The sequence below is a fragment of the Pseudomonas sp. B21128 genome, from assembly GCF_044218865.1.
GTDB lineage: Bacteria > Pseudomonadota > Gammaproteobacteria > Pseudomonadales > Pseudomonadaceae > Aquipseudomonas > Aquipseudomonas iridis.
Window position 1 is genome coordinate 227,777 of sequence record NZ_CP162590.1, and the last position, 23,259, is coordinate 251,035.

At 59.1% G+C, this 23,259-nt stretch carries 18 protein-coding genes; 14 read left to right on the plus strand and 4 right to left on the minus strand.

Features of this window, described 5'->3' with window-relative positions:
* Window positions 1-72: 72 nt before the first annotated feature.
* Window positions 73-633, minus strand: a complete 561-nt coding sequence (locus AB4P91_RS01080) for a response regulator transcription factor (RefSeq protein WP_042557635.1) — start codon at window positions 631-633, stop codon at window positions 73-75.
* Window positions 626-1,888, minus strand: a complete 1,263-nt coding sequence (locus tag AB4P91_RS01085; RefSeq protein WP_042557634.1) for an ATP-binding protein — start codon at window positions 1,886-1,888, stop codon at window positions 626-628. Before AB4P91_RS01085 ends, AB4P91_RS01080 begins: the two co-directional genes overlap by 8 nt.
* Before the next feature lie 231 nt (window positions 1,889-2,119).
* On the opposite strand from AB4P91_RS01085, the gene AB4P91_RS01090 reads away from it, so the two are divergent.
* The 10 genes from AB4P91_RS01090 to AB4P91_RS01135 all read left to right on the plus strand — a co-directional run bounded on the left by AB4P91_RS01090 (window position 2,120) and on the right by AB4P91_RS01135 (window position 16,627).
* Window positions 2,120-2,836, plus strand: a complete 717-nt coding sequence (locus tag AB4P91_RS01090) for an SIMPL domain-containing protein (RefSeq protein ID WP_150595065.1) — start codon at window positions 2,120-2,122, stop codon at window positions 2,834-2,836.
* A 1,200-nt stretch (window positions 2,837-4,036) separates the two neighbouring features.
* A complete protein-coding gene (locus AB4P91_RS01095) occupies window positions 4,037-5,638 on the plus strand; it encodes an ABC transporter substrate-binding protein (protein ID WP_395604134.1) in 1,602 nt (533 codons plus the stop codon).
* A 259-nt stretch (window positions 5,639-5,897) separates the two neighbouring features.
* A complete protein-coding gene (locus tag AB4P91_RS01100; protein ID WP_150595067.1) occupies window positions 5,898-7,523 on the plus strand; it encodes an ABC transporter substrate-binding protein in 1,626 nt (541 codons plus the stop codon).
* A gap of 301 nt (window positions 7,524-7,824) precedes the next feature.
* Complete coding sequence (locus tag AB4P91_RS01105) at window positions 7,825-9,423, plus strand: ABC transporter substrate-binding protein (protein ID WP_150595068.1); 1,599 nt, start codon at window positions 7,825-7,827, stop codon at window positions 9,421-9,423.
* Between the two features lie 176 nt (window positions 9,424-9,599).
* Window positions 9,600-10,976, plus strand: a complete 1,377-nt coding sequence (locus AB4P91_RS01110; protein ID WP_150595069.1) for an OprD family porin — start codon at window positions 9,600-9,602, stop codon at window positions 10,974-10,976.
* 78 nt (window positions 10,977-11,054) lie between these two features.
* Window positions 11,055-12,650: an ABC transporter substrate-binding protein gene (locus AB4P91_RS01115; RefSeq protein WP_150688506.1), complete on the plus strand. Its 1,596-nt coding sequence runs from the start codon at window positions 11,055-11,057 to the stop codon at window positions 12,648-12,650.
* 73 nt (window positions 12,651-12,723) lie between these two features.
* The gene (locus AB4P91_RS01120) at window positions 12,724-13,734 is read left to right on the plus strand and encodes an ABC transporter permease subunit (protein WP_042557626.1); all 1,011 of its coding nucleotides are present in this window, start codon (window positions 12,724-12,726) and stop codon (window positions 13,732-13,734) included.
* Between the two features lie 4 nt (window positions 13,735-13,738).
* Window positions 13,739-14,668: an ABC transporter permease subunit gene (locus AB4P91_RS01125; protein WP_390896398.1), complete on the plus strand. Its 930-nt coding sequence runs from the start codon at window positions 13,739-13,741 to the stop codon at window positions 14,666-14,668.
* A gap of 10 nt (window positions 14,669-14,678) precedes the next feature.
* Window positions 14,679-15,647: an ABC transporter ATP-binding protein gene (locus AB4P91_RS01130; RefSeq protein ID WP_150595071.1), complete on the plus strand. Its 969-nt coding sequence runs from the start codon at window positions 14,679-14,681 to the stop codon at window positions 15,645-15,647.
* A complete protein-coding gene (locus tag AB4P91_RS01135; RefSeq protein ID WP_042557623.1) occupies window positions 15,647-16,627 on the plus strand; it encodes a peptide ABC transporter ATP-binding protein in 981 nt (326 codons plus the stop codon). The genes AB4P91_RS01130 and AB4P91_RS01135 overlap by 1 nt, the downstream gene beginning before the upstream one ends.
* A 150-nt stretch (window positions 16,628-16,777) precedes the next feature.
* On the opposite strand, the gene AB4P91_RS01140 is transcribed toward AB4P91_RS01135, so the two are convergent.
* On the minus strand, window positions 16,778-17,038 hold the full coding sequence (locus tag AB4P91_RS01140; protein ID WP_395604135.1) for a hypothetical protein: 261 nt from the start codon (window positions 17,036-17,038) through the stop codon (window positions 16,778-16,780).
* Between the two features lie 332 nt (window positions 17,039-17,370).
* On the minus strand, window positions 17,371-18,954 hold the full coding sequence (locus AB4P91_RS01145; RefSeq protein WP_042557621.1) for a peptide chain release factor 3: 1,584 nt from the start codon (window positions 18,952-18,954) through the stop codon (window positions 17,371-17,373).
* Window positions 18,955-19,471: 517 nt separating this feature from the next.
* Here AB4P91_RS01145 and AB4P91_RS01150 point away from each other — a divergent pair.
* The 4 genes from AB4P91_RS01150 to AB4P91_RS01165 are packed head-to-tail and all read left to right on the plus strand — an operon-like array spanning window position 19,472 to window position 22,897.
* The gene (locus AB4P91_RS01150; RefSeq protein WP_169432591.1) at window positions 19,472-20,161 is read left to right on the plus strand and encodes an ABC transporter permease; all 690 of its coding nucleotides are present in this window, start codon (window positions 19,472-19,474) and stop codon (window positions 20,159-20,161) included.
* A gap of 21 nt (window positions 20,162-20,182) precedes the next feature.
* The gene (locus AB4P91_RS01155; protein ID WP_395604136.1) at window positions 20,183-21,076 is read left to right on the plus strand and encodes a glycine betaine ABC transporter substrate-binding protein; all 894 of its coding nucleotides are present in this window, start codon (window positions 20,183-20,185) and stop codon (window positions 21,074-21,076) included.
* A gap of 13 nt (window positions 21,077-21,089) precedes the next feature.
* Window positions 21,090-21,743 carry an ABC transporter permease gene (locus AB4P91_RS01160; protein WP_042557618.1) on the plus strand — a complete coding sequence of 218 codons (654 nt, stop codon included), beginning with the start codon at window positions 21,090-21,092 and terminating at the stop codon, window positions 21,741-21,743.
* Complete coding sequence (locus AB4P91_RS01165) at window positions 21,740-22,897, plus strand: betaine/proline/choline family ABC transporter ATP-binding protein (RefSeq protein ID WP_042557617.1); 1,158 nt, start codon at window positions 21,740-21,742, stop codon at window positions 22,895-22,897. The genes AB4P91_RS01160 and AB4P91_RS01165 overlap by 4 nt, the downstream gene beginning before the upstream one ends.
* Window positions 22,898-23,259: the final 362 nt, after the last annotated feature.

Sequence of the window (23,259 nt, forward strand, 5' to 3'; positions counted from 1 at the left end):
ACAGACACGCGCCGATCATAGATGATCGGCGCGCTTTATCGCGAGGGCTGGCGATGGTCGTTCAGCGCTGGTTCAGCGACGAACCGGGCGCTTCTGCAGTTTGCGCTGGAGGGTGCGGCGGTGCATGCCCAAGGCGCGGGCCGTGGCGGAGATGTTGCCTTCGTGCTCGGTGAGCACGCGCTGGATGTGTTCCCACTGCAGGCGGTCGACCGACATCGGGTTTTCCGGCACCAGGCTGTCGAGGTCGGCGTGCTCGGAGAGCAGCGCGGCCAGAACATCGTCGGCATCGGCCGGTTTGCACAGGTAGTTGCAGGCGCCGCGCTTGATCGCCTCGACAGCGGTGGCAATGCTCGAATAACCGGTAAGGATCACCACGCGCATTTCCGGGTCCAGTTCCAGCAGTTTGGGCAGCAGCACCAGACCGGAATCGCCGTCCATTTTCAGGTCGAGCGCGGCGTAGTCCGGAATATCGGCCTGCGCGATGGTAATGCCTTCTTCGGCAGAACCGGCGGTGCTGACGCGAAAACCGCGGCGGGCCATGGCACGGGCCATCACTCGGGTGAAGGTCGCGTCATCGTCGACCAGCAGCAAATGCGGCAGTTCTTCGCCTTCGACTTGGATTTCGTCACTCATGTTGGTCTCCTCGGGCGCCATGGGGCAGGCGCAGCTCGGTGAGCGTGCCGCCTTCCTCATGACTATAGAGTTTCACTGAGCCGCCGGCGCGTGTCACGCTGGCCTTGCTCAAAAACAGGCCCAGGCCGAAACCTTTGCCCTTCGTGGTAAAAAATGGTTTGCCGATCTGCTCGGCGATGGCCAGCGGCACACCGGCGCCGTGATCGCGAATGCTGATGGTCAGGTTTTCCGTGTCCCAGTCCAGCGTCACTTTGAGGTTTTCCGGGCAGGCATCGGCGGCGTTGTTGAGCAGATTCAACAGGGCCTGGGTCAGATCCGGCGGCGGCGCCATGCGCGGCACCGTGCCCTGACCGAGACAGTGGAAGCGGTAACTGGCTTCCGGACGCATCAGGTGCCAGCGGTTCAGCGCTTCGTCGAGCCAGACGGTGACGTCCTGCATCTCCACCGCCAAACGACGATTCGCCTCGGCGGCGCGCACCAGTTGCTGCAAGGTCTCCTTGCACAACTTGACCTGATCCTGCAGCACTTTCAGGTCGTCCTGCAGCAGCGGGTCGGGATGATCCTGCTGCATCTCCTTGAGCAACACGCTCATGGTCGCCAGCGGCGTGCCCAGTTCATGGGCGGCACCGGCAGCTTGCGTGGCGACGGCGAGCAATTGCTGATCGCGCAGGCCCTCTTCGCGGCGAATCGCCCGCAGCTCTTCCTGACGACGCAACTCTTCAGCCATGCGCGCAGCGAAGAAAGTGATCACCGCCGCCGCGAGGGCGAAGCTGAGCCACATACCGTAGATCTGCAGGTTTTCGCGGGCGACCGGCAGGGTTTCCAGCGGGTAGAACCGCGTCAGCATCACGGTGTACAAGGCCAGCGCGATGCCGGACAGGATCACCGAATAGCGCCATGGCAGCGTCACCGCGGCGATGGTCAGCGGCACCAGATAATAGGAAACGAACGGGTTCGTGGAACCGCCGGAGAAATACAGCAGCGCACTGTGGATCACCAGATCACAGGCCAGTTGCAGGGCGTATTCCAGCTCGGTCACCGGCCATGAAGTACGCAAGCGCACCGCGGTGAACGCGCACAGCAATATCGAGCAGCCGAGGGTCATCGCCAGTTGCACCCACGGCAATGGCAACAGCTCCAGCCAATAGGCCAGGCCTACGGAACCGGCCTGCGCGGCGAGCACCAGCGTGCGGATGAAAGTCAGCCGCCAGAGGTTCTGGCGAGTGGCGGAAGTCAATTGTACGGGGGCGAGCATGAGCTCTCCTGATGAGCGCTCCAGGCGGATCGCACGGAGTATAACCAAGCCGCGGCCTCCAGAGGCGAAAGTGCGGCAAACGACCACACCGCACAAGCTGCCAGTTTTGAGCTGCAAGCTACAAGTAAAAGCTTTTAGCTTGCAGCTTGAGGCTTGCAACTTGCCGTTGCATTCTGGAGTCTGATGGTCTCACGCAGGCCCACGAACCTGCGCCCTCATCAAGGAGCTTTCATGCATACATTTCGCCGCAGCGCCGCCCTCCTCGCCCTGACCGTCGGCAGCGTCGCCAGCCTTCCAGCCCTGGCCGCCGATGAGTTGCACTACAACCAGATTTCCCTGCGCGCCGAAGTCAGCCAGGAAGTCGCCCGCGACCTGATGATCGTGACCCTCTACACCGAAGAGCAAAACACCGACCCGGCCAAGCTCGCCGCCGACGTCAGCACCACCATGAACAAGGCACTGGCCCAGGCCAAGCAAGTCAAAGACATCACCCTGCGCCAGGGCAGCCGCAACAGCTACCCGATCTACGACACCAAGGGCCAGAAAATCACCGGCTGGCGTGAACGCGCCGAACTGCGTCTGGAAAGCGCCGACTTCGCCGCCCTGTCCAAACTCACCGGCGAACTGCTGGGCGACCTGAAAATGGGCGGCATGGACTTCGCCATCGCCAACCCGACCCGCAAATCCAGCGAAGACGCGCTGCTCAAAGAAGCCGTCAGCGCCTTCAAGGCCCGCGCGCAACTGGCCACCGACGCCCTCGGCGGCAAGGGCTACAAAATCGTCAACCTGAACCTCAACGCTAACGGTTACCCACAACCGTACATGCGCGGGCCGATGATGATGAAAGCGGCCGGCATGGATTCGGCACCGGTGACGCCTGAGGTTGAAGCGGGTACTAGCCAGGTGAGCATGACCGCTGATGGCTCGATTGAAGTGCTGATGCAGTGATGTGATTCGGGCTGAATGAAAAACCGGCGATCAGCAAATGATCGCCGGTTTTTTTGTGCCCGGGATTTGTGTTGGTTGAGCTGCCGCCATCGCTGGCAAACCAGCTCCCACAGGTTCTGCGCAGTGGCTGAACATGGCACATAACCCTGTGGGAGCGGGCTTGCCCGCGATGAACGATAACGCGGTCTCAGGTTTGTGGATCAACCCGATCCAGCGCCCGATTTTACCGCAAGCTCCGCCATTCATTTCCGATCTCACTCGAGAAACGAGGTGGCAGCTATATACGGAGTGAGATTACCGGTAAGGAAACCAACCCGGCCGAACCGAAGTCCGCCCGTACATAGCCGCCATAAAGAACTGCTGACAGCGTGAACTGGCGGCGAATATGGAGCGGCTTTCGCAGGTTTCCAAATTCAATAACCGGGAATCTCACCTCCCGATCGCAGAGTCTTCTGCGACAACCCAAGCCTAGAGAGCGAGCGTCCGACGGACAACCTGAAAACCTTGTGGGAAGGTTCTGGTGATTTCACACGTGTCTAAACACAGCAAAGTAACCGGGTGACTGTGTGGGCCTCTTCACGAGCAAGCCCGCTCCCACAGTTTCAACCGAGTACACCTGCCAGAAATTGGTCGGCTGTCAGGCCGCCATCGCTGGCAAGCCAGCTCCCACAGAAAGCAAAAGCCAGATCAAAAGATCGCAGCCTGCGGCAGTTCCTACAGAGGAAACAGGTACAACCCGCACGCGGCGAAGTCCGCCCCACTCAACAGGATGAGCGTTAGCTCGGCAGCAGCTTTTGATCTTGATCCACGGGCGACGTCGGAAGGCTGAGCGGAGGGATTGATCCGGGGGTGGGAGCGCAGCGACCGTTTGGCGAAGCCAAACACAGCGAAAGGAGGTGCAGCGAAGCAAACCGGAGACGCTGCGCCCGGATCGATCCTGGAGCGAAGGAACCCCGAGCCCCAGCGAGCGGGCCGCACGCAGGAGCAAGCCTTTTTGGTTACTTTTTCGGCGTCTGGAAAAAGTGACCCGCCGTAAGGGCGGAACCCTAAGCCGCCATGACCGCAGCAACGGATATACCCACAACAAAAGCCGCCACATATACCGAGATAGACACTCCCCCAAGAAAAACGATATTTCCGAAACCCCACAATTCCCCGCTAATCTCAACCCAAAACCACCTCCATACCCCCGGGGACTCCATGCCAAGATCCACCCTCAAACCGCTCTTGATCTCGCTGGCCCTGGCCACAACCGCCCCCCTGGCAAACGCAGCCACAACATTGGTCTACTGCTCCGAAGCCAGCCCCGCAGGCTTCGACCCCAGCCAATACACCAGCGGCACCGACTTCGACGCCTCCGCCGAAACCGTCTTCAACCGCCTCACCCAATTCCAGCGCGGTGGCACCGACATCGAACCGGGCCTGGCAACAAAATGGGACGTCTCCAGCGACGGACTCCAATACACCTTCCACCTGCGCCAGGGCGTGAAATTCCACACCACGCAATACTTCACCCCGACCCGCGACTTCAACGCCGATGACGTCCTGTTCACCTTCCAGCGCCTGCTCGACCCGCAAAACGCTTTCCGCAAGGCCTACCCCGCCGAATCCCCGTACTTCACCGACATGGGCCTGAACACCACGATCAAATCGGTCGAAAAAATCGACGGGCAAACCGTGCGCTTCAACCTCAACAACGTCGACGCCGCGTTCGTGCAAAACCTCGCCATGAGTTTCGCCTCGGTGCAATCGGCCGAATACGCCGCGCAACTGTTGAAGGAAGGCAAAGCCGCCGACCTCAACCAGAAACCGATCGGCACCGGCCCGTTCGTGTTCAAGCGCTATCAAAAGGATTCACAAATCCGCTACACCGCTAACACGGCCTACTGGAAACCCGAGGATGTGAAGATCGACAACCTGATCTTCTCGATCACCCCGGACGCCGCCGTGCGCCTGCAAAAACTCAAGACAGGCGAATGCCAGGTCAGCGGCTACCCGCGCCCGGCCGACATTGAAGTGATGGAAAAAGACCCGAACCTGCGCGTGCTGAAACAGGCCGGTTTCAACCTCGGGTTCCTCGCGTATAACACCACGCACCCGCCTCTGGATCAGCTCAAGGTGCGCCAGGCCCTGGACATGGCCATCGATAAACCGGCGATCATCAAAGCCGTTTATCAAAGCGCCGGCCAGTTGGCCCAGAACGCCTTGCCACCCGCGCAATGGTCATTCGACCCGAACATAAAAGACGCGCCGCACGACCCGGCAAAAGCCAGGGCGCTACTGAAAGAAGCCGGGGTTGCACCGGGTACAACCATCAACCTGTGGGCAATGACCGTGCAGCGCGCCTCGAACCCGAATGCACGGATGTCGGCGCAGATGATTCAGCAGGATTGGGACAAGATCGGCATCAAGGCCAACATCGTCAGCTATGAATGGGGCGAGTACATCAAACGCGCCAAAAATGGCGAACATGACGCAATGATCTATGGCTGGACCGGTGACAACGGCGACCCAGACAACTGGCTCGGCGTGCTGTACAGCTGCGCGGCAGTCAAGGGCAGCAACTACGCCAAATGGTGCGACCCGGCCTACGACAAACGGGTACAGCAGGCCAAGGTGTCCACCGACAAAACACAACGGGTACAACTGTATCAACAGGCGCAACTGATCCTTAAACAGCAGGTGCCGATTACCCCGATTGCCAACTCCACGGTGTTCCAGCCGCTGCGCAAGGAAGTCACCGACTTCCGTATCAGCCCGTTCGGTCTAACCCCGTTCTATGGCGTGGGTATAAATAAGTAACACCAAGCCCCAAGGCGGCGCGCACAACGTGACCAACGCACCATTTTGGGGCTTGATTTGCACCGTAAAAACCACTCGCAAACGGTCAAATGCGTCAAAAGTTATACAGATGCGACATTAAGGTACGTTCGTGCCACCGTTTGAGGCCGCCGACCGCTCTGGATCTTGCATTGGGTATGGCGCCTGCATAAGTATCCGCAGGCACGACTCACGAGGTCGTACCTCAAATCAAAAAATGACAACAAATCATGAGGCCAACATGCTTAAACACGCGGTCATTCCGTTTTTAGTCGGCGCAGGCTTGTTAGCCTCCGCACCTTTCGCATCCGCTGCGACTAACCTGGTGTTCTGCTCCGAAGGGAGCCCGGCCGGTTTTGATCCAGGCCAGTACACCACCGGAACAGACTTCGACGCCTCTGCCGAAACCATGTTCAACCGCCTGACCCAGTTCGAGCGCGGCGGCACCGCCGTGATTCCTGGCCTGGCGACCAAGTGGGACATTTCCGATGATGGCCTGACTTACACCTTCCACCTGCGTGAAGGCGTCAAGTTCCACACCACCCCGTACTTCAAGCCGACCCGCGAGTTCAACGCCGACGACGTGCTGTTCACCTTTAATCGCATGATTAACAAGGATGACCCGTTCCGTAAGGCGTACCCGACCGAATTCCCGTACTTCACCGACATGGGGATGGACACCAACATCACCAAGATCGATAAAGTCGACGACCACACCGTCAAGTTCACCCTCAAGGAAGTTGATGCCGCGTTCATCCAGAACATGGCCATGAGCTTCGCCTCGGTGCAGTCCGCCGAGTACGCAGCCCAGCTCCTCAAGGATGGCAAGCCTGCCGACATCAACCAGAAGCCGATCGGCACTGGTCCGTTCGTGTTCAAGAGCTACCAGAAAGATTCCAACATCCGTTACACCGGCAACAAGGATTACTGGAAGCCTGAAGACGTGAAGATCGACAACCTGATCTTCGCCATCACCACCGACCCGTCGGTACGTATTCAGAAGCTGAAAAAGAACGAGTGCCAGGTCACCCTGTTCCCGCGTCCAGCCGATCTGAAAGCGCTGAAAGAAGACAAATCGCTGAAGATGCCTGACCAGGCCGGTTTCAACCTGGGCTACATCGCATACAACGTGATGGACAAGGTCAAAGGCAGCGACGAGAAAAACCCTCTGGCTGACCTGCGCGTTCGTCAGGCCCTGGACATGGCCGTCAACAAGCCGCAGATCATTGATTCGGTTTATCAGGGTGCGGGCCAACTGGCCGTCAACGCCATGCCGCCGACCCAGTGGTCTTACGACACCACCATCAAGGACGCCAAGTACGACCCTGAGAAAGCCAAGCAGCTGCTCAAGGAAGCCGGCGTCAAGGAAGGTACCGAAATCGTCCTGTGGGCGATGCCGGTTCAGCGTCCGTACAACCCGAACGCCAAGCTGATGGCTGAAATGCTCCAGTCCGACTGGGCCAAGATCGGCTTGAAAGTGAAGATCACCAGCTACGAATGGGGCGAGTACATCAAGCGTTCCAAAGGTGGTGAGAACCAGGCCATGATCATTGGCTGGAGCGGTGACAATGGTGATCCGGACAACTGGCTGAACGTGTTGTTTGGTTGCGACTCGCTTAGCGGCAACAACTTCTCCAAGTGGTGCGACAAGAAATTTGATGGCCTCGTCAAAGAAGCCAAGCGCACGACAGACCAGGGCAAGCGCACCGAACTGTACAAACAGGCGCAACACGTCCTCAAAGATGCAGTCCCAATGACACCTATCGCTCACTCGACGGTGTATCAACCCATGCGCGCCAACGTGCAGGACTTCAAGATCAGCCCATTCGGCCTGAACTCCTTCTACGGCGTCAGCGTCAGCAAGTAAAAAAGGCAGCGGCGACGATTTCAGCGTCGCCGCTGTTTTTTCTGCCGATTAGTTAGGAATTTGCCTACATCTGTTTCCGTCCTGCTTTACCAGGGAGATACAGAATGTGTTGCCATTTCCTACGAGTCTTTAGGACTCAACGCATTTACTGCCAGATCCACGGCCCCTACCGTCGGGTTCTGACCAGTGCCTGTGTGGGCTAACGGTTTTGCTGTTCGTACTGGTTTGAGCTTGATGCAGCCACAACGTCCCTGGACGGGACCGCGGCGCATCGAAACAACACTAATAAAGAGGGAGCGTCATGCGCCATACCTTGGTTTTTTCCGCACTGCTGGGCGCCGGCCTGTTGGCCGCCACGTCCGCCAGCCACGCCGCCAGCGATAGTCTGGTGTTTTGCTCCGAAGGCAGCCCGGCAGGTTTTGATACTGCGCAATACACGACGGCCACCGATAACGACGCTGCAGAGCCGCTGTACAACCGCTTGGTAGAGTTCGAAAAAGGCGCGACCAATGTCGTACCGGGCCTGGCTACCCAGTGGGATATTTCCGAGGACGGCCTCAAGTACACCTTTCACCTGCGTGAAGGTGTGAAATTTCATACAACGCCTTATTTCAAGCCAACCCGCGATTTCAACGCCGACGACGTGCTGTTCACGTTTAATCGCATGCTTGATGCGCAACAGCCATTCCGTAAGGCTTATCCGACCGAGTTCCCGTATTTCAACGGGATGAGCCTGAACAAGAACATTGCCAAGGTCGAGAAGACCGGGCCGCTGACCGTGGAGTTCACGCTCAACAGCGTTGACGCCGCGTTCATCCAGAACATCGCCATGAGTTTCGCCGCGATCCTGTCCGCCGAATACGCCGACAAGCTGATGGCCGAAGGCAAGCCGAGCGACATCAACCAGAAGCCGATCGGTACCGGGCCGTTCGTGTTCAAGAGCTATCAGAAAGACTCGAACATCCGTTACACCGGCAACCCGCAGTACTGGGATCCGAGCCGGGTAAAACTGAAAAACCTGATCTTCGCGATCAACACCGACGCCTCGGTGCGCGTGCAAAAACTCAAGGCCGGCGAATGCCAGATCACCCTGCATCCGCGCCCGGCCGATGTTGAAGCACTGAAGGCCGATCCGAAGCTGCAACTGATCTCCAAGCCAGGTTTCAACCTCGGCTACATCGCCTATAACGTGCGCCACAAACCGTTCGACCAGCTCGAAGTGCGTCAGGCGCTGGACATGGCGGTGAATAAACAAGGGATTCTCAACGCTGTTTATCAAGGCGCCGGCCAACTGGCCGTCAACGCCATGCCACCGACGCAATGGTCCTACGACGACACCATCAAGGACGCCGCCTTCAACCCGGAAAAAGCCAAAGAACTGCTCAAGGCTGCCGGCGTGAAGGAAGGCACCGAGATCACCCTGTGGGCAATGCCGGTTCAACGTCCGTACAACCCGAACGCCAAGCTGATGGCCGAAATGCTTCAGGCCGACTGGGCCAAGATCGGTCTGAAAGTGAAAATCGTCAGCTATGAATGGGGCGAGTACATCAAGCGCACCAAGAATGGTGAGCATGACATCAGCCTGATCGGCTGGACCGGCGACAACGGGGACCCGGACAACTGGCTCGGCACGCTGTACAGCTGCGACGCCATTGGCGGCAACAACTACTCCATGTGGTGCGATCCGGCTTACGACAAGCTGATCAAGGAAGCCAAGGTCGTCACCGATCGCGACCAGCGCACCGTGCTCTATAAACAGGCTCAGCAGTTGCTTAAACAGCAAGTGCCGATCACGCCTGTCGCCCACTCGACGGTCAACCAGCCGTTAAGCACACGGGTTGAAGGGTTCAAGGTGAGCCCCTTCGGCCGCAACGTGTTCTCGGGTGTCAGTATCGATTAACCCAACCGATTAGCCGCAACGCTGAGGGGGACTGTCTACCCCCCTCACGCAAGCGCTTTGCCTAAATTCGCCAATAAGGCTTTTTGCAAACGTTTGCGATGTGTGAACGAGTTCTAAACCAATAACCGGCCAACCCAAAAAAGCCGGCATAAAAAGAAAGTAAAGGAGCTTCACCCATGAAACTGAGCAGCACCGCGATACTGGCCCTGGCCATCAGCAGCATCACCGCCGGGGCCCATGCCGAAAGCGTTAGCCAGGACTTCATCCCGACGCAACTGGCCAGCACCAGCGCCCAATCCGAAGCCAAAGGCTTCATCGATGGCCAAAGCCTGTCGGGTTCGACCCGTAACTGGTACGCCAACGAAGAGAAAAAGCGCGGCGGCACCTTCAACTACGAGCGTCATGGCGAAACCCTGACCGGCTCGCGCCGGATCAACTGGGTTCAGGGCACCATCCTGAACTACACCTCGGGCTTCACCCAAGGCACCGTGGGTTTCAGCACCGAAGTGGCGGCATACAACGCCATCGCACTGGATCGCAGCCGTGAGGACATCAAGGGCGGTTCCAACCGTACCCTCGCCCACTCCAATGGCGACGCTGTAGATCAGTGGAGCAAACTCGGCCTGGCCAACGTCAAGGCGCGTATCTCCAACACCACCCTGACCGCCGGCCGCATGAACTTCAGCAGCCCGATCGTCGACGTCATCGGCAACCGTCCGCTGCCTTCGAGCTTTGAAGGTGTGGCGATCCACAGTGAAGAATTCGACAACCTGTCGTTCGACCTCGCCACGTTCGACCGCGTGTCGCCACGTACCGAGCAGAGCCTGTCGAAATTCCGCACCGAATACAGCAACACCGGTGTTGAAACCGACCACGTCAACACTGCCGGCGTGAACTATCAGCCGCTCAAGAGCCTGAAAACCAGCCTCTACGCAACCCAGGCTGAAGACTTCTGGAACCAGTACTACTTCGGCGCCACTCACGAACTGGGCGACAGCTCGGTACTGAGCCTGACCACCGGCCTGAACTACTACAAGACCGTCGACGAAGGCAAAAGGTTGATGGGCCAGATCGACAACGACACCTACTCGCTGTCGTTCGGTCTGACTCACCAGGCGCACAGCCTGACCTTCTCGTATCAGGAAGTGAACGGTAACGAGTACTTCGACTACCTGCACGAAACCAACGGCATCTACCTGGCCAACTCCCTGCTGTCGGACTTCAACGGACCGAACGAGAAGTCCTTCCAGATCGCCTACGGCATCAACATGGCCGAGTACGGCATTCCTGGCCTGAAGTTCAACGCCTATAGCGCTCGCGGCTGGGGCATCGACGGTACTCACTACGTCGGTACCGCTTACGACGTGCGCAACATGGACGGCGAACACCATTACGAATACGGCGTCGGCTCCTCGTATGCCGTGCAAAGCGGCCCGCTCAAGGCCACCACTATTCGCGCGACCTACACCACCCACCGCGCCAGTGAAAACCAGGCTGACGGCAGCATCAACGAGTTCCGTCTCGTGACCACGATTCCATTCAACATCCTGTAAAAAACGCCAACCGACGGCTGACTCATGATGAGTCGGCCGCTCGGTTTTTTGTCTTCAACCGATTGCAGAGGGTTATCGATGAGAATGCTTCCCCTACGTGCGGCCGTCGCTGCCGCGTTGTTGAGCGCCGCCATCGGCGTCTCGGCCAAACCCTTGGTGGTCTGCACCGAAGCCAGCCCGGAAGGCTTCGACATGGTCCAGTACACAACTGCAGTCACTGCCGATGCGGTGGCCGAAACGATCTTCAACCGTCTGGTCGACTTCAAGCCTGGCACCACCGAATTGGTACCGGCACTGGCCGACTCCTGGGAAATCAGCGATGACGGTCTGACGTACACGTTCCACCTGCGCAAAGGCGTCAAGTTTCACACCACCGAATACTTCAAGCCGACCCGTGACATGAATGCCGACGATGTGCTTTGGAGCTTCCAGCGTCAGCTGGACCCGAATCACCCTTGGCACAAACTGTCGAGCGTGGGCTTCCCGTACTTTGAAAGCATGGGCTTCAAGGAACTGCTCAAGAACGTGGAAAAGGTCGACGACTACACCGTCAAGTTCACCCTGACCCGCCGCGAAGCACCGTTCCTGGCCGACGTGGCCATGCCGTTCACCGCGATCTACTCCGCCGAGTACGCCGATCAGTTGCTCAAGGCCAACAAGACCGGCGACCTCAACAACAAGCCGGTCGGCACCGGCCCGTTCGTCTTCCAGCGCTACGCCAAGGATGCGCAGGTGCGCTTCAAGGCCAACGCCGAGTACTTCCGTGGCAAGCCGCCAGCCGACGCGTTGATTCTGGCAATCGCCACCGACAACAACGTGCGCCTGCAAAAGCTCAAGGCCAACGAGTGCCAGATCGCGCTGTATCCCAAACCGGATGACATCCCGAGCATCAAGAAAGACAGCAATCTGAAGGTTGATGAACTGAACGCGATGACCGTTTCGTACATCGCCATGAACACCCAGCACAAATACATGAGCGACGTGCGCGTGCGTAAGGCGATCGACATCGCCTTCGACAAAACCGCTTACGTCAATGCGCTGTTCGGCAAGGGCAACGCGACCGTCGCGGTCAACCCGTACCCGGACACCTTGCTCGGGTACAACACCGAGCTGAAAAACCCGCCACGTGACCTCGACAAGGCGCGCGCCCTGCTCAAGGAAGCCGGGGTTCCGGAAGGCACCGTGTTTACCCTGTTTACCCGCAACGGCGGCGGCCCGACCAACCCGAACCCGATGCTGGGCGCGCAGATGATGCAGGCTGACCTGGCGAAAGTCGGAATCAAGATCGACATCCGCGTCATGGAATGGGGCGAAATGCTTAAACGCGCCAAGGCCGGCGAGCACGACATGGTCTCGGCTGGCTGGGCGGGCGACAACGGCGACCCGGATAACTTCCTGACGCCGATGCTCAGTTGCGAAGCCGCCAAGAACGGCGAAAACTACGCGCGCTGGTGCAACGAGAAATTCCAGGCACTGATCGACGAAGCACGGGCTAAAGTAGATCCGGCCGAACGCGCGAAGCTCTACGAACAGGCACAAGTGCTGTTTAATCAGGATCAACCGTGGATCAGCATGGCCCACACCCGTATGTTTACTGCAATGCGCAACAACGTAGAGGGCTATCACATCAGCCCCCTGACAACTAATAACTTCGCCACCACCCAGGTGAAGTAGATAAGAAACTCCCGGCCTCCCTGATCCCAGGGAAGCCGGGCACGCCTAACCGGCTGATGAGGTACCACACAAGATGTTTAGTTTTATTGCCCGCCGACTGGGGTTGTTGATCCCCACGTTTTTCGGCATCACCCTGCTGACTTTCGCGTTGATTCGCATGATTCCTGGCGACCCCGTGGAAGTGATGATGGGCGAACGTCGGGTCGACCCCGAAATGCACGCTCAGGCAATGGAACGCCTAGGTCTGAACAAACCGTTGTATGCCCAGTACCTGGACTACATCGGCAAACTGGCCCAAGGCGATCTCGGCGAATCCCTGCGTACTCGTGAGAGCGTATGGACCGAGTTCACCTCTCTCTTCCCGGCGACCCTGGAACTGTCCATGGCCGCCCTGCTGTTCGCCGGCATTCTGGGCCTTCTGGCCGGGGTGATCGCGGCACTCAAGCGAGGATCATTATTCGACCATGGGGTGATGGGCATCTCCCTCGCGGGTTATTCGATGCCGATCTTCTGGTGGGGCCTGATCCTGATCATGTTCTTCTCGGTGAGCCTGGGCTGGACGCCAGTATCCGGGCGGATCGACCTGCTCTACGACATCGAGCCACGCACCGGTTTCATGCTGATCGATACGCTGCTGGCCGATGACATGGGCGCATTCCTCGATGCCCTGCATCACCTGATCCTGCCGGCCATCGTGCTCGGCACCATCCCGCTGGCCGTTATCGCACGGATGACCCGTTCGTCGATGCTCGAAGTGCTACGCGAAGACTACATCCGTACCGCCAAGGCCAAAGGCCTGTCGCCATCGCGTGTGGTATTCGTCCACGGTCTGCGCAACGCACTGATCCCGGTGCTGACGGTTGTAGGTCTGCAAGTCGGTACTCTGCTGGCCGGTGCGGTTCTGACCGAAACCATTTTCTCCTGGCCCGGCATCGGCAAATGGCTGATCGAAGCCATCGGCGCCCGGGACTATCCGGTCGTGCAAAACGGCATCCTGTTAATCGCCTGCCTGGTGATTCTGGTCAACTTCGTGGTGGACATCCTCTACGGCTTTGCCAACCCACGCATCCGTCATCAGCGCTGAGATCATGACCATGACCACTCCAGCTTCAACTCAAAATCAAGCGGTAGCAGTCGATCAAAGCCTGCTGTATCCGTCCCCGTACAAAGAATTCTGGCAAGCGTTTTCCAAGAACAAAGGTGCCGTTGCCGGCCTGATGTTCATGTTGCTGGTGATTTTCTGCGCGCTGTTCGCCCCTTGGGTGGCGCCGCATAACCCGAGCGAGCAATACCGTGACTTCCTGCTGACGCCACCGGCGTGGCTTGAAGGCGGGCAGATGCAATTTTTGCTCGGCACCGATGAACTGGGCCGTGACCTGCTGTCGCGTCTGATCCAGGGTTCGCGCCTGTCGTTGCTGATCGGCTTGTCGTCGGTCGTGATGTCGCTGATCCCGGGGATTCTGCTCGGTCTGTTCGCCGGTTTCTTCCCGAAGATGATTGGCCCGACCATCATGCGTCTGATGGACATCATGCTGGCCCTGCCGTCCTTGCTGCTGGCTGTGGCGATTGTCGCCATCCTCGGCCCTGGCCTGATCAACACCGTGATCGCCATTGCTGTGGTGTCCCTGCCGTCGTATGTGCGTCTGACCCGCGCTGCGGTGATGGGCGAACTGAACCGCGACTACGTGACCGCCGCGCGCCTGGCCGGTGCCGGTCTGCCACGCCTGATGTTCATCACCGTGCTGCCCAACTGCATGGCACCGCTGATCGTTCAGGCGACCTTGAGTTTCTCTTCGGCGATTCTCGATGCCGCGGCCCTGGGCTTCCTCGGCCTTGGCGTACAACCGCCAACCCCTGAGTGGGGCACCATGCTGGCCTCGGCCCGCGACTACATCGAACGCGCCTGGTGGGTGGTGAGCCTGCCTGGTTTGACCATTTTGCTCAGCGTGCTGGCAATCAACCTGATGGGCGACGGCCTGCGCGATGCGCTGGACCCGAAACTCAAGAATGCCGCCTGAGGAGATTCAAATGTCACTGTTGGAAATCAAGAATCTCAACGTTCGTTTCGGCGACAAGAACGCTGTGCCGGTGGTCGATGGCCTCGACATCAGCGTCGACAAGGGCGAAGTGCTGGCCATCGTGGGCGAGTCCGGTTCGGGTAAATCCGTGACCATGATGGCGCTGATGGGCCTGATCGAACACCCGGGGATCGTCACCGCCGATGCGCTGAATTTCGATGGCAAGAACATGCTCAAGCTGAGCAACCGTCAGCGTCGGCAGATCGTCGGTAAAGACCTGGCGATGGTCTTTCAGGACCCGATGACCGCGCTCAACCCGAGCTACACCGTCGGTTTCCAGATCGAAGAAGTGCTGCGCCTGCACCTGAAAATGTCCAGCAAGCAAGCCCGCAAACGCGCTATCGAACTGCTGGAAAAAGTTGAAATCCCGGGCGCGGCCAGCCGTATGGACGCCTACCCGCATCAACTGTCCGGCGGTATGAGCCAGCGCGTGGCAATCGCCATGGCGATTGCCGGCGAGCCGAAATTGCTGATCGCGGATGAGCCGACCACTGCACTCGACGTGACGATTCAGGCGCAGATCATGGATCTGCTGCTGGCGTTGCAAAAAGAGCAGAACATGGGCCTGGTGCTGATCACTCACGACCTCGCCGTCGTCGCTGAAACCGCCCAACGTGTGTGCGTGATGTACGCCGGCCAGGCTGTTGAAGTCGGTCAGGTGCCGCAGCTGTTCGACATCCCGGCGCACCCCTACAGCGAAGCGCTGCTCAAGGCGATTCCGGAACACAGCCAGGGTGCTGACCGTCTGGCGACACTGCCAGGCATCGTTCCCGGCCGTTACGACCGTCCGCAGGGTTGCCTGTTGTCGCCGCGCTGCCCGTACGTGCAGGAAAGCTGCCGCGCGCAGCGTCCTGCCCTTGATCCGAAAAGCCACAGCCTCGCCCGCTGCTTCTACCCGCTGAACCAGGAGGTGGCGTAATGGCCGTCGTACTTACCGCCCGCGACCTGACCCGTCACTACGAAGTCTCCCGTGGCCTGTTCAAGGGCCATGCGACCGTGCGCGCACTCAACGGCGTGTCATTTGAACTGGAAGCCGGCAAGACTCTCGCGGTTGTAGGCGAGTCGGGTTGCGGCAAATCCACTTTGGCGCGTGCCCTGACCCTGATTGAGGAGCCGTCGTCCGGCTCGTTGAAAATCGCCGGCCAGGAAGTTGCCGGCGCCGACAAGGCTCAGCGCAAGCAACTGCGCAAAGACGTGCAGATGGTCTTCCAGAGCCCGTACGCCTCGTTGAACCCACGGCAGAAAGTCGGTGATCAACTGGCCGAACCGCTGTTGATCAACACCAACCTGTCCGCTGCCGAACGTCGCGAGAAAGTCCAGGCGATGATGAAGCAGGTCGGCTTGCGTCCCGAGCACTACCAGCGTTATCCGCACATGTTCTCCGGGGGGCAGCGCCAGCGTATTGCATTGGCTCGGGCGATGATGCTGCAACCGAAAGTGCTGGTGGCGGACGAACCCACCTCGGCGCTCGACGTGTCGATTCAGGCGCAGGTGTTGAACCTGTTCATGGATCTGCAGCAGGAGTTCAACACCGCTTACGTGTTCATCTCGCACAACCTTGCGGTGGTGCAACACGTGGCCGATGACGTGATGGTGATGTACCTCGGTCGCCCGGTGGAAATGGGCCCGAAGAACGACATCTACGAACGCCCTCTGCACCCGTACACCCAAGCGTTGCTGTCGGCGACCCCGACCATTCACCCGGACCCGAACAAGCCGAAAATCAAGATCGTCGGCGAACTGCCCAACCCGCTGAACCCGCCACCGGGCTGCGCTTTCCACAAGCGCTGCCCGTACGCGACCGAGCGTTGCAGCACGGAAGAGCCGGCATTGCGCTTGCTCGACAATCGGCAGGTGGCTTGCCACTACGCCGAGCAGTTCCTCGACGGCGCGGCGTAAGCATTTGCGCGAAACATGCAAAACCCTGTGGGAGCGGGCTTGCCCGCTCCCTCAGGGGATGTGTTGATTCAGCGATGGCGTACCGAGCAAACCCCTTCTACCTCGACGACTCATGAGTCGAGGCAGACGGGGTTTTTCTTTGCCTGCAATCTACGTCTGGCTGTCGCCTTCATCCGGATCATCAGAGTCCGGCTCGTCTGTCATCGAATCATCGTCATCCGCAGTGCCACCCTGCCCCTGATCACCCGGCTCGGACTCGGACTTGGCGAGCATCAGCCCGCTATGCCCCACCTGCCCGTTAAAGGCCTGGGAATCATGATCCTCGCACTCGGCCCAGGCCGCCGCGGTGCCGAGGGACAGCAGGACCATCACTTTCAACAGCAATAAAACACGCAGCAACCTGTTTTTCATGATCGATTCCATCCTGTGCAGGTGAAACATGAATGCCGTCCGGCACTGAATGAAATCTAGTTCCGATCAGCGGGGTTCACCAGATAGGACGCTCACGGGTAAACAGAAATGCCATGCCCATACAGATTCATTGGGAGTAATGGCTATACCCGTTCCTGCTAACACCACAAATACCCTAGGGGGAGCGAGCCTGCTCGCGAAGGCGTCACGTCAGTTGACATCAATACTGCTGAACCACCGCATTCGCGAGCAAGCTCGCTCCCACAGTGTTTACGGCAATAAAAAAACCCCGCCGCTTTCGCGACGGGGTTTTGGGTGCAGCAGCTCAGCGCTTAGTGATGCTCACGCGTCGCACGGAATTTCACGTCCGGCCAGCGCTCTTCCATCAGGGCCAGGTTGACCCGGGTCGGGGCGAGGTAGGTCAGGTGACCGCCGCCGTCGACGGCAAGGTTTTCCACTGCCTTGTTGGAGAATTCCTCGAGCTTCTTCTTGTCGCTGCATTCGATCCAGCGCGCGGAGTACACGGTGATTGGCTCGTAGGAGCACTCAACCTTGTATTCCTCTTTCAGGCGGCTGGCGACCACATCAAACTGCAGCACACCCACGGCGCCGAGGATGATGTCGTTGCTGCGCTCCGGGAAGAACACCTGGGTGGCGCCTTCTTCGGCCAGTTGTTGCAGGCCCTGGCGCAGTTGCTTGGATTTCAGCGGATCGCGCAGACGCACTCGGCGGAACAGTTCCGGGGCGAAGTGCGGGATGCCGGTGAAGCTCAGGGCTTCGCCTTCGCTGAAGGTGTCGCCGATCTGGATGGTGCCGTGGTTGTGCAGGCCGATGATATCGCCGGCAAACGCCTCTTCCAGTTGCTCACGCTCGGAGGAGAAGAACGTCAGGGCGTCGCCGATGCGCACGTCCTTGCCGGTGCGCACGTGGCGCATCTTCATGCCTTTCTCGTACTTGCCGGAGCAAATGCGCATGAAGGCGATGCGGTCGCGGTGCTTCGGGTCCATGTTCGCCTGGATCTTGAAGATGAAGCCCGAGAACTTCTCTTCCACCGGCTCCACGGTGCGCTCGTTGGCGACACGGGCCAGCGGACGCGGTGCCCAATCGACGACGGCGTCAAGCACGTGATCAACACCGAAGTTGCCCAGCGCGGTACCGAAGAACACCGGGGTCAGTTGACCGTCGAGGAACTCCTGCTGGTTGAATTCGTGGCAGGCGCCCTGCACCAGTTCCAGCTGATCGACGAAGCGATCGTACTCGTCGCCCAGATGCGCGCGCGCCTCGTCGGAGTCGAGCTTTTCGATGATTCTGGTTTCAGTGCGTTCGTGACCGTGGCCGGCGGTGTAGACAATGATGTAGTCGTCCGCCAGGTGATACACGCCTTTGAAGTCGCGGTAGCAACCGATCGGCCAGGTGATCGGCGCAGCCTTGATCTTGAGGACGGCTTCGATCTCGTCGAGCAGTTCGATCGGGTCGCGGATGTCACGGTCGAGTTTGTTGATGAAGCTGACGATCGGCGTGTCACGCAGACGGCAGACGTCCATCAGCGCAATCGTACGCGGCTCGACACCTTTACCGCCGTCGAGGACCATCAATGCCGAGTCCACCGCCGTCAGGGTGCGATAGGTATCTTCGGAGAAGTCTTCGTGGCCCGGGGTGTCGAGCAGGTTGACCATGTGGTCGCGATACGGGAACTGCATGACCGACGTGGTAATGGAAATACCCCGTTGCTTCTCCATCTCCATCCAGTCGGATGTCGCATGGCGGTCGGATTTACGGGATTTCACCGTGCCCGCAATCGCAATCGCCTTGCCCATCAACAGGAGCTTTTCGGTGATCGTCGTCTTACCGGCATCGGGGTGGGAAATAATGGCGAAAGTGCGGCGTTTCGCGACTTCGGCGGCCTGGTTGGTCATGGGAAATCGCCTGGCGGTGATTCAAAAAAGGGCCGCGATTATAGCCCAAGTCAATGCAATAACCGAACCGTTGAGCACATTAAGGGTGGCCAAATGCTGCCTTAGGTGGGAACCTTTTAAAGCACGGAGACGTCCATCCCCTGTTACGAATTGTCGTCAGGGGCTGAAAAATCAGCAAGTTAGCCTGACGAGGCTGCGCTCATGGCTCGCTTTCAGACCGCTTTTTGCCGGTGCTGAGGGAGCTGCTTCTCGCGAACGTTTATTCCCGGCAGCCAGGCATGGCATGTGGCCGGGGTGGTCAATTTTGTTGGCTCAAATTCGGATGCCAGAAGTTCATAGCCAAGGCGCTGTGACGAGTCATAGCCCGCTATGGCGAGGAATAGCAACGCAGGATATGAGCTTATGGCGCCGAAGTTGGGCTAACAAAATTGACCACCCCGGCCACTGAACACGGGACGGCGTTCGCCGACTATAAAAAAGGAGTCCGCCTGTGGCTATCCGCTATGGCAAAGGGCTGATGGGAGGTGCGGTGGTCATCGCGCTCCTGGCCCTGCTGGTCCACTGGATCGGCATCAACACGATCGAACACTACCGCGACGATTTGTTGTTTTACCTGCAAGCTCATCTGATTCTCGTCCTCGCTTCAATGCTGGCCGCCCTTGTCGTGGGCATCCCCGCCGGCATCTTTCTCAGTCGCCCGACCATGGTTGGCCGCGCTGAACGCTTCATGCAAATCTTCAATATCGGCAACACTGTGCCGCCGCTGGCCGTACTCGCGATCGCCCTGGGGATTCTGGGCATCGGCAGTGGCCCGGCGATCTTCGCTTTGTTCCTCGCTTCCCTGTTGCCGATTGTGCGCAACACCTATGAAGGCCTGAAAAACGTGCAGGGTTCGCTCAAGGAAGCAGCCGTCGGCATCGGCATGACCCCGCGTCAGGTGCTCTGGCAGGTCGAACTGCCCAACGCCGTGCCGATCATTGTCGGGGGTGTGCGTGTGGCCTTGGCGATCAATGTCGGGACGGCGCCACTGGCGTTCCTGATCGGTGCCAACAGCCTTGGCAGCCTGATTTTCCCTGGCATCGCCCTGAACAATCAGCCGCAACTGCTGCTCGGCGCCGCGTGCACCGCGCTGCTGGCCCTGCTGCTCGATGGCGTGGTCACCCTCGCCAGCCGTCTCTGGCTGGAACGCGGTTTGCGCCCGTCTTAAGGCCTCGGCAAAGGAATTCACATGAAACGACTTAGCTTTATCTTAGGCTGCGTCCTGCTGTTCGCAGGAATCGCACAAGCCGCCGACAAACCGGTTATCCGCCTCGGCGCCCGCGTGTTCACCGAGCAGACCCTGCTCGCCGAAATCACCGCGCAATACCTGCGCAGCAAAGGCTACGACGCGCAGATCACCGGCGGTCTGGGCAGCAACCTGGCCCGCAGCGCCCACGAAAGTGGCCAGTTGGACATGCTCTGGGAATACACCGGCGTGTCGCTGGTGGCCTACAACCATGTCACCGAAAAACTCGACAGCGCTCAGTCCTACGCCCGGGTGAAAGAACTCGACGCGAAAAAAGGCCTTATCTGGCTGACCCCGTCGAAGTTCAGCAACACCTACGCCCTCGCGCTGCCAAAAAAAGTCGCCGAGCAATATCCGCAGATCAACAACATCAGTCAGTTGAACGAGGTGTTGCAGGCTGAAGCGAAGACCAATCACCTGGTGGCACTGGACACCGAGTTCGCTAACCGCTCGGACGGCCTGCTCGGCATGGTCAAGCTCTACGACATGAACCTGAGTCGCAAGAACATCCGCCAGATGGATGCGGGCCTGGTCTATACGGCGCTGCGCAACGGCCAAGTGTTTGCCGGTCTGGTCTACACCACGGACGGTCGCTTGAATGCCTTCGGCCTGAAGCTGCTGGAAGACGACAAGCACTACTTCCCCGACTACACCGCAGCACCGGTGGTGCGTCAGGCAACGCTGGACGCCAACCCGAAACTGGCCGAGCAGCTCAAGCCGCTGGCCGAACTGTTCGATGATGAAACCATGCGCCAGCTCAACGCGCTGGTCGATGTCGATCACGAAAGCCCGTCTGCTGTTGCCGCCGATTTTCTGCGCCAACATCCGTTGAATTAAGGGAGGAAAAGTCATGGAATTTTTGAACGCCTTTTCCCATCTCGACTGGCAGCAGGTAATGCACCTGACCTGGCAGCACATCACGCTGGTTGGCATCGCTGTCACGCTGGCGATCCTCGTCGGGGTGCCGCTGGGCATTTTGATGACGCGCTTCCCGAGCCTCGCCGGCCCGTTGCAAGCCAGCGCCACGGTGTTGCTGACCGTGCCGTCGATTGCGCTGTTCGGCCTGCTGCTGCCGTTCTACTCAAAGTTTGGCCAAGGCCTCGGCCCAATGCCGGCGATCACCGCGGTGTTCCTTTATTCACTGCTGCCGATCATGCGTAACACCTATTTGGCGTTGACCGGCGTTGAGCCGGGCATCCGCGAAGCCGCACGCGGCATTGGCATGACCTTCGGCCAGCGTCTGCGCATGGTCGAGCTGCCGATTGCGGTGCCGGTGATCCTCGCCGGTGTGCGCACCGCCGTGGTGATGAACATCGGCGTGATGACCATCGCCGCAACCATCGGCGCTGGCGGCCTCGGCGTGTTGATCCTCGCCTCCATCAGCCGCAGTGACATGTCGATGCTCATCGTCGGCGCGCTGCTGGTCAGTCTTCTGGCGATCTTCGCCGACCTGTTTTTGCAATGGCTGCAACGCTCGTTGACTCCAAAAGGATTACTCAAATGATCGAACTTCAAAACCTCAGCAAGACCTTCCAAAGCAACGGCAAAGATGTCAAAGCCGTGGATTCGGTGAGCCTGACCGTCAATGAAGGCGAAATCTGCGTGTTCCTCGGGCCATCGGGTTGCGGCAAAAGCACTACGCTGAAGATGATCAACCGCCTGATCAAGCCGACCTCGGGCAAGATCCTGATCAACGGAGAAGACACCACCGATCTGGACGAAGTAACCCTGCGTCGCAACATCGGCTACGTGATCCAGCAGATCGGTCTGTTCCCGAACATGACCATCGAGGAGAACATCGTCGTGGTGCCGAAACTGCTCGGCTGGGACAAGCAGCGATGCCACGACCGCGCCCGCGAACTGATGAGCATGATCAAGCTTGAACCCAAGCAGTATCTGCATCGTTACCCGCGCGAGTTGTCGGGTGGTCAGCAACAACGCATCGGCGTGATCCGCGCATTGGCGGCAGATGCGCCGCTGTTGCTGATGGACGAACCGTTCGGTGCGGTCGACCCGATCAACCGCGAGATGATCCAGAACGAATTCTTCGAGATGCAACGCGCGCTGAACAAGACCGTGATCATGGTCAGCCACGACATCGACGAAGCGATCAAGCTGGGCGACAAGATCGCGATCTTCCGCGCCGGCAAGCTGCTGCAGATCGATCACCCGGACACGCTGCTCGCGCATCCGGCGGACGACTTTGTCAGCAACTTCGTTGGCCAGGACAGCACGCTCAAACGTCTGTTGCTGGTGAAGGCTGAAGACGCGGCGGACAACGCGCCGTCGGTAAGTCCGGAAACCCCGGTGGCCGATGCACTGGAATTGATGGATGAGCATGACCGTCGTTATGTCGTCGTCACCTGTGCCGAGAACAAGGCCCTGGGTTATGTGCGTCGTCGCGACCTGCACCGCCAGACCGGCACCTGTGCGCAATATCTTCGCGAGTTCAACGCCACGGCGGCGTACGACGAGCATTTGCGCATCCTGCTGTCGCGCATGTACGAGTTCAACCGCTCGTGGCTGCCGGTGATGGATGCCGATCGGGTGTTCTTGGGCGAGGTCACGCAGGAGTCGATTGCCGAGTACCTGAGCTCCGGCAAATCTCGCGGCGGCAAGACCAGCATCGTCTCGCCGGCTGAGGCGGTAGTCGCGTAAAACACAAAACCTGAGGGAGCGAGCCTGCTCGCGAATGCGCAACATCAGTCAACCAGGATGCTGGCTGTGAAAATGCCTTCGCGAGCAAGCTCGCTCCCACAGGATCTGCGTGATTTTTTCCTCATTCGCCAGCTGGAAAAGAATCTCAACACAGCCCACTCGAAGAACACACCGAAACGCGCTTCGCAAACAACCTAAATCCCCTTCATACGCCCCTCTCGCCGCCAACGTCGCCGATGTTGCGCCCATCACACTTACCCGTGACTTCGCTGGCAAAAGCAGCGAACGTGCAGGTATTTTTAACACCGAAAACTTCGCGGGGAACATCTGCCCGTCATCTCGGTCGGCTACAAAGAGTGATA

Bases quoted from the DNA above. Each gene is read 5' to 3' on its own strand.
- AB4P91_RS01155 (WP_395604136.1), top strand. From the start codon at position 20,183: ATGAAACGACTTAGCTTTATCTTAGGCTGCGTCCTGCTGTTCGCAGGA.
- AB4P91_RS01115 (WP_150688506.1), top strand. From the start codon at position 11,055: ATGAGAATGCTTCCCCTACGTGCGGCCGTCGCTGCCGCGTTGTTGAGC.
- AB4P91_RS01105 (WP_150595068.1), top strand. From the start codon at position 7,825: ATGCGCCATACCTTGGTTTTTTCCGCACTGCTGGGCGCCGGCCTGTTG.
- AB4P91_RS01090 (WP_150595065.1), top strand. From the start codon at position 2,120: ATGCATACATTTCGCCGCAGCGCCGCCCTCCTCGCCCTGACCGTCGGC.
- AB4P91_RS01145 (WP_042557621.1), bottom strand. From the start codon at position 18,954: ATGACCAACCAGGCCGCCGAAGTCGCGAAACGCCGCACTTTCGCCATT.
- AB4P91_RS01140 (WP_395604135.1), bottom strand. From the start codon at position 17,038: ATGAAAAACAGGTTGCTGCGTGTTTTATTGCTGTTGAAAGTGATGGTC.
- AB4P91_RS01135 (WP_042557623.1), top strand. From the start codon at position 15,647: ATGGCCGTCGTACTTACCGCCCGCGACCTGACCCGTCACTACGAAGTC.
- AB4P91_RS01130 (WP_150595071.1), top strand. From the start codon at position 14,679: ATGTCACTGTTGGAAATCAAGAATCTCAACGTTCGTTTCGGCGACAAG.
- AB4P91_RS01095 (WP_395604134.1), top strand. From the start codon at position 4,037: ATGCCAAGATCCACCCTCAAACCGCTCTTGATCTCGCTGGCCCTGGCC.
- AB4P91_RS01120 (WP_042557626.1), top strand. From the start codon at position 12,724: ATGTTTAGTTTTATTGCCCGCCGACTGGGGTTGTTGATCCCCACGTTT.
- AB4P91_RS01165 (WP_042557617.1), top strand. From the start codon at position 21,740: ATGATCGAACTTCAAAACCTCAGCAAGACCTTCCAAAGCAACGGCAAA.
- AB4P91_RS01085 (WP_042557634.1), bottom strand. From the start codon at position 1,888: ATGCTCGCCCCCGTACAATTGACTTCCGCCACTCGCCAGAACCTCTGG.
- AB4P91_RS01150 (WP_169432591.1), top strand. From the start codon at position 19,472: ATGGGAGGTGCGGTGGTCATCGCGCTCCTGGCCCTGCTGGTCCACTGG.
- AB4P91_RS01100 (WP_150595067.1), top strand. From the start codon at position 5,898: ATGCTTAAACACGCGGTCATTCCGTTTTTAGTCGGCGCAGGCTTGTTA.
- AB4P91_RS01125 (WP_390896398.1), top strand. From the start codon at position 13,739: ATGACCATGACCACTCCAGCTTCAACTCAAAATCAAGCGGTAGCAGTC.
- AB4P91_RS01080 (WP_042557635.1), bottom strand. From the start codon at position 633: ATGAGTGACGAAATCCAAGTCGAAGGCGAAGAACTGCCGCATTTGCTG.
- AB4P91_RS01160 (WP_042557618.1), top strand. From the start codon at position 21,090: ATGGAATTTTTGAACGCCTTTTCCCATCTCGACTGGCAGCAGGTAATG.
- AB4P91_RS01110 (WP_150595069.1), top strand. From the start codon at position 9,600: ATGAAACTGAGCAGCACCGCGATACTGGCCCTGGCCATCAGCAGCATC.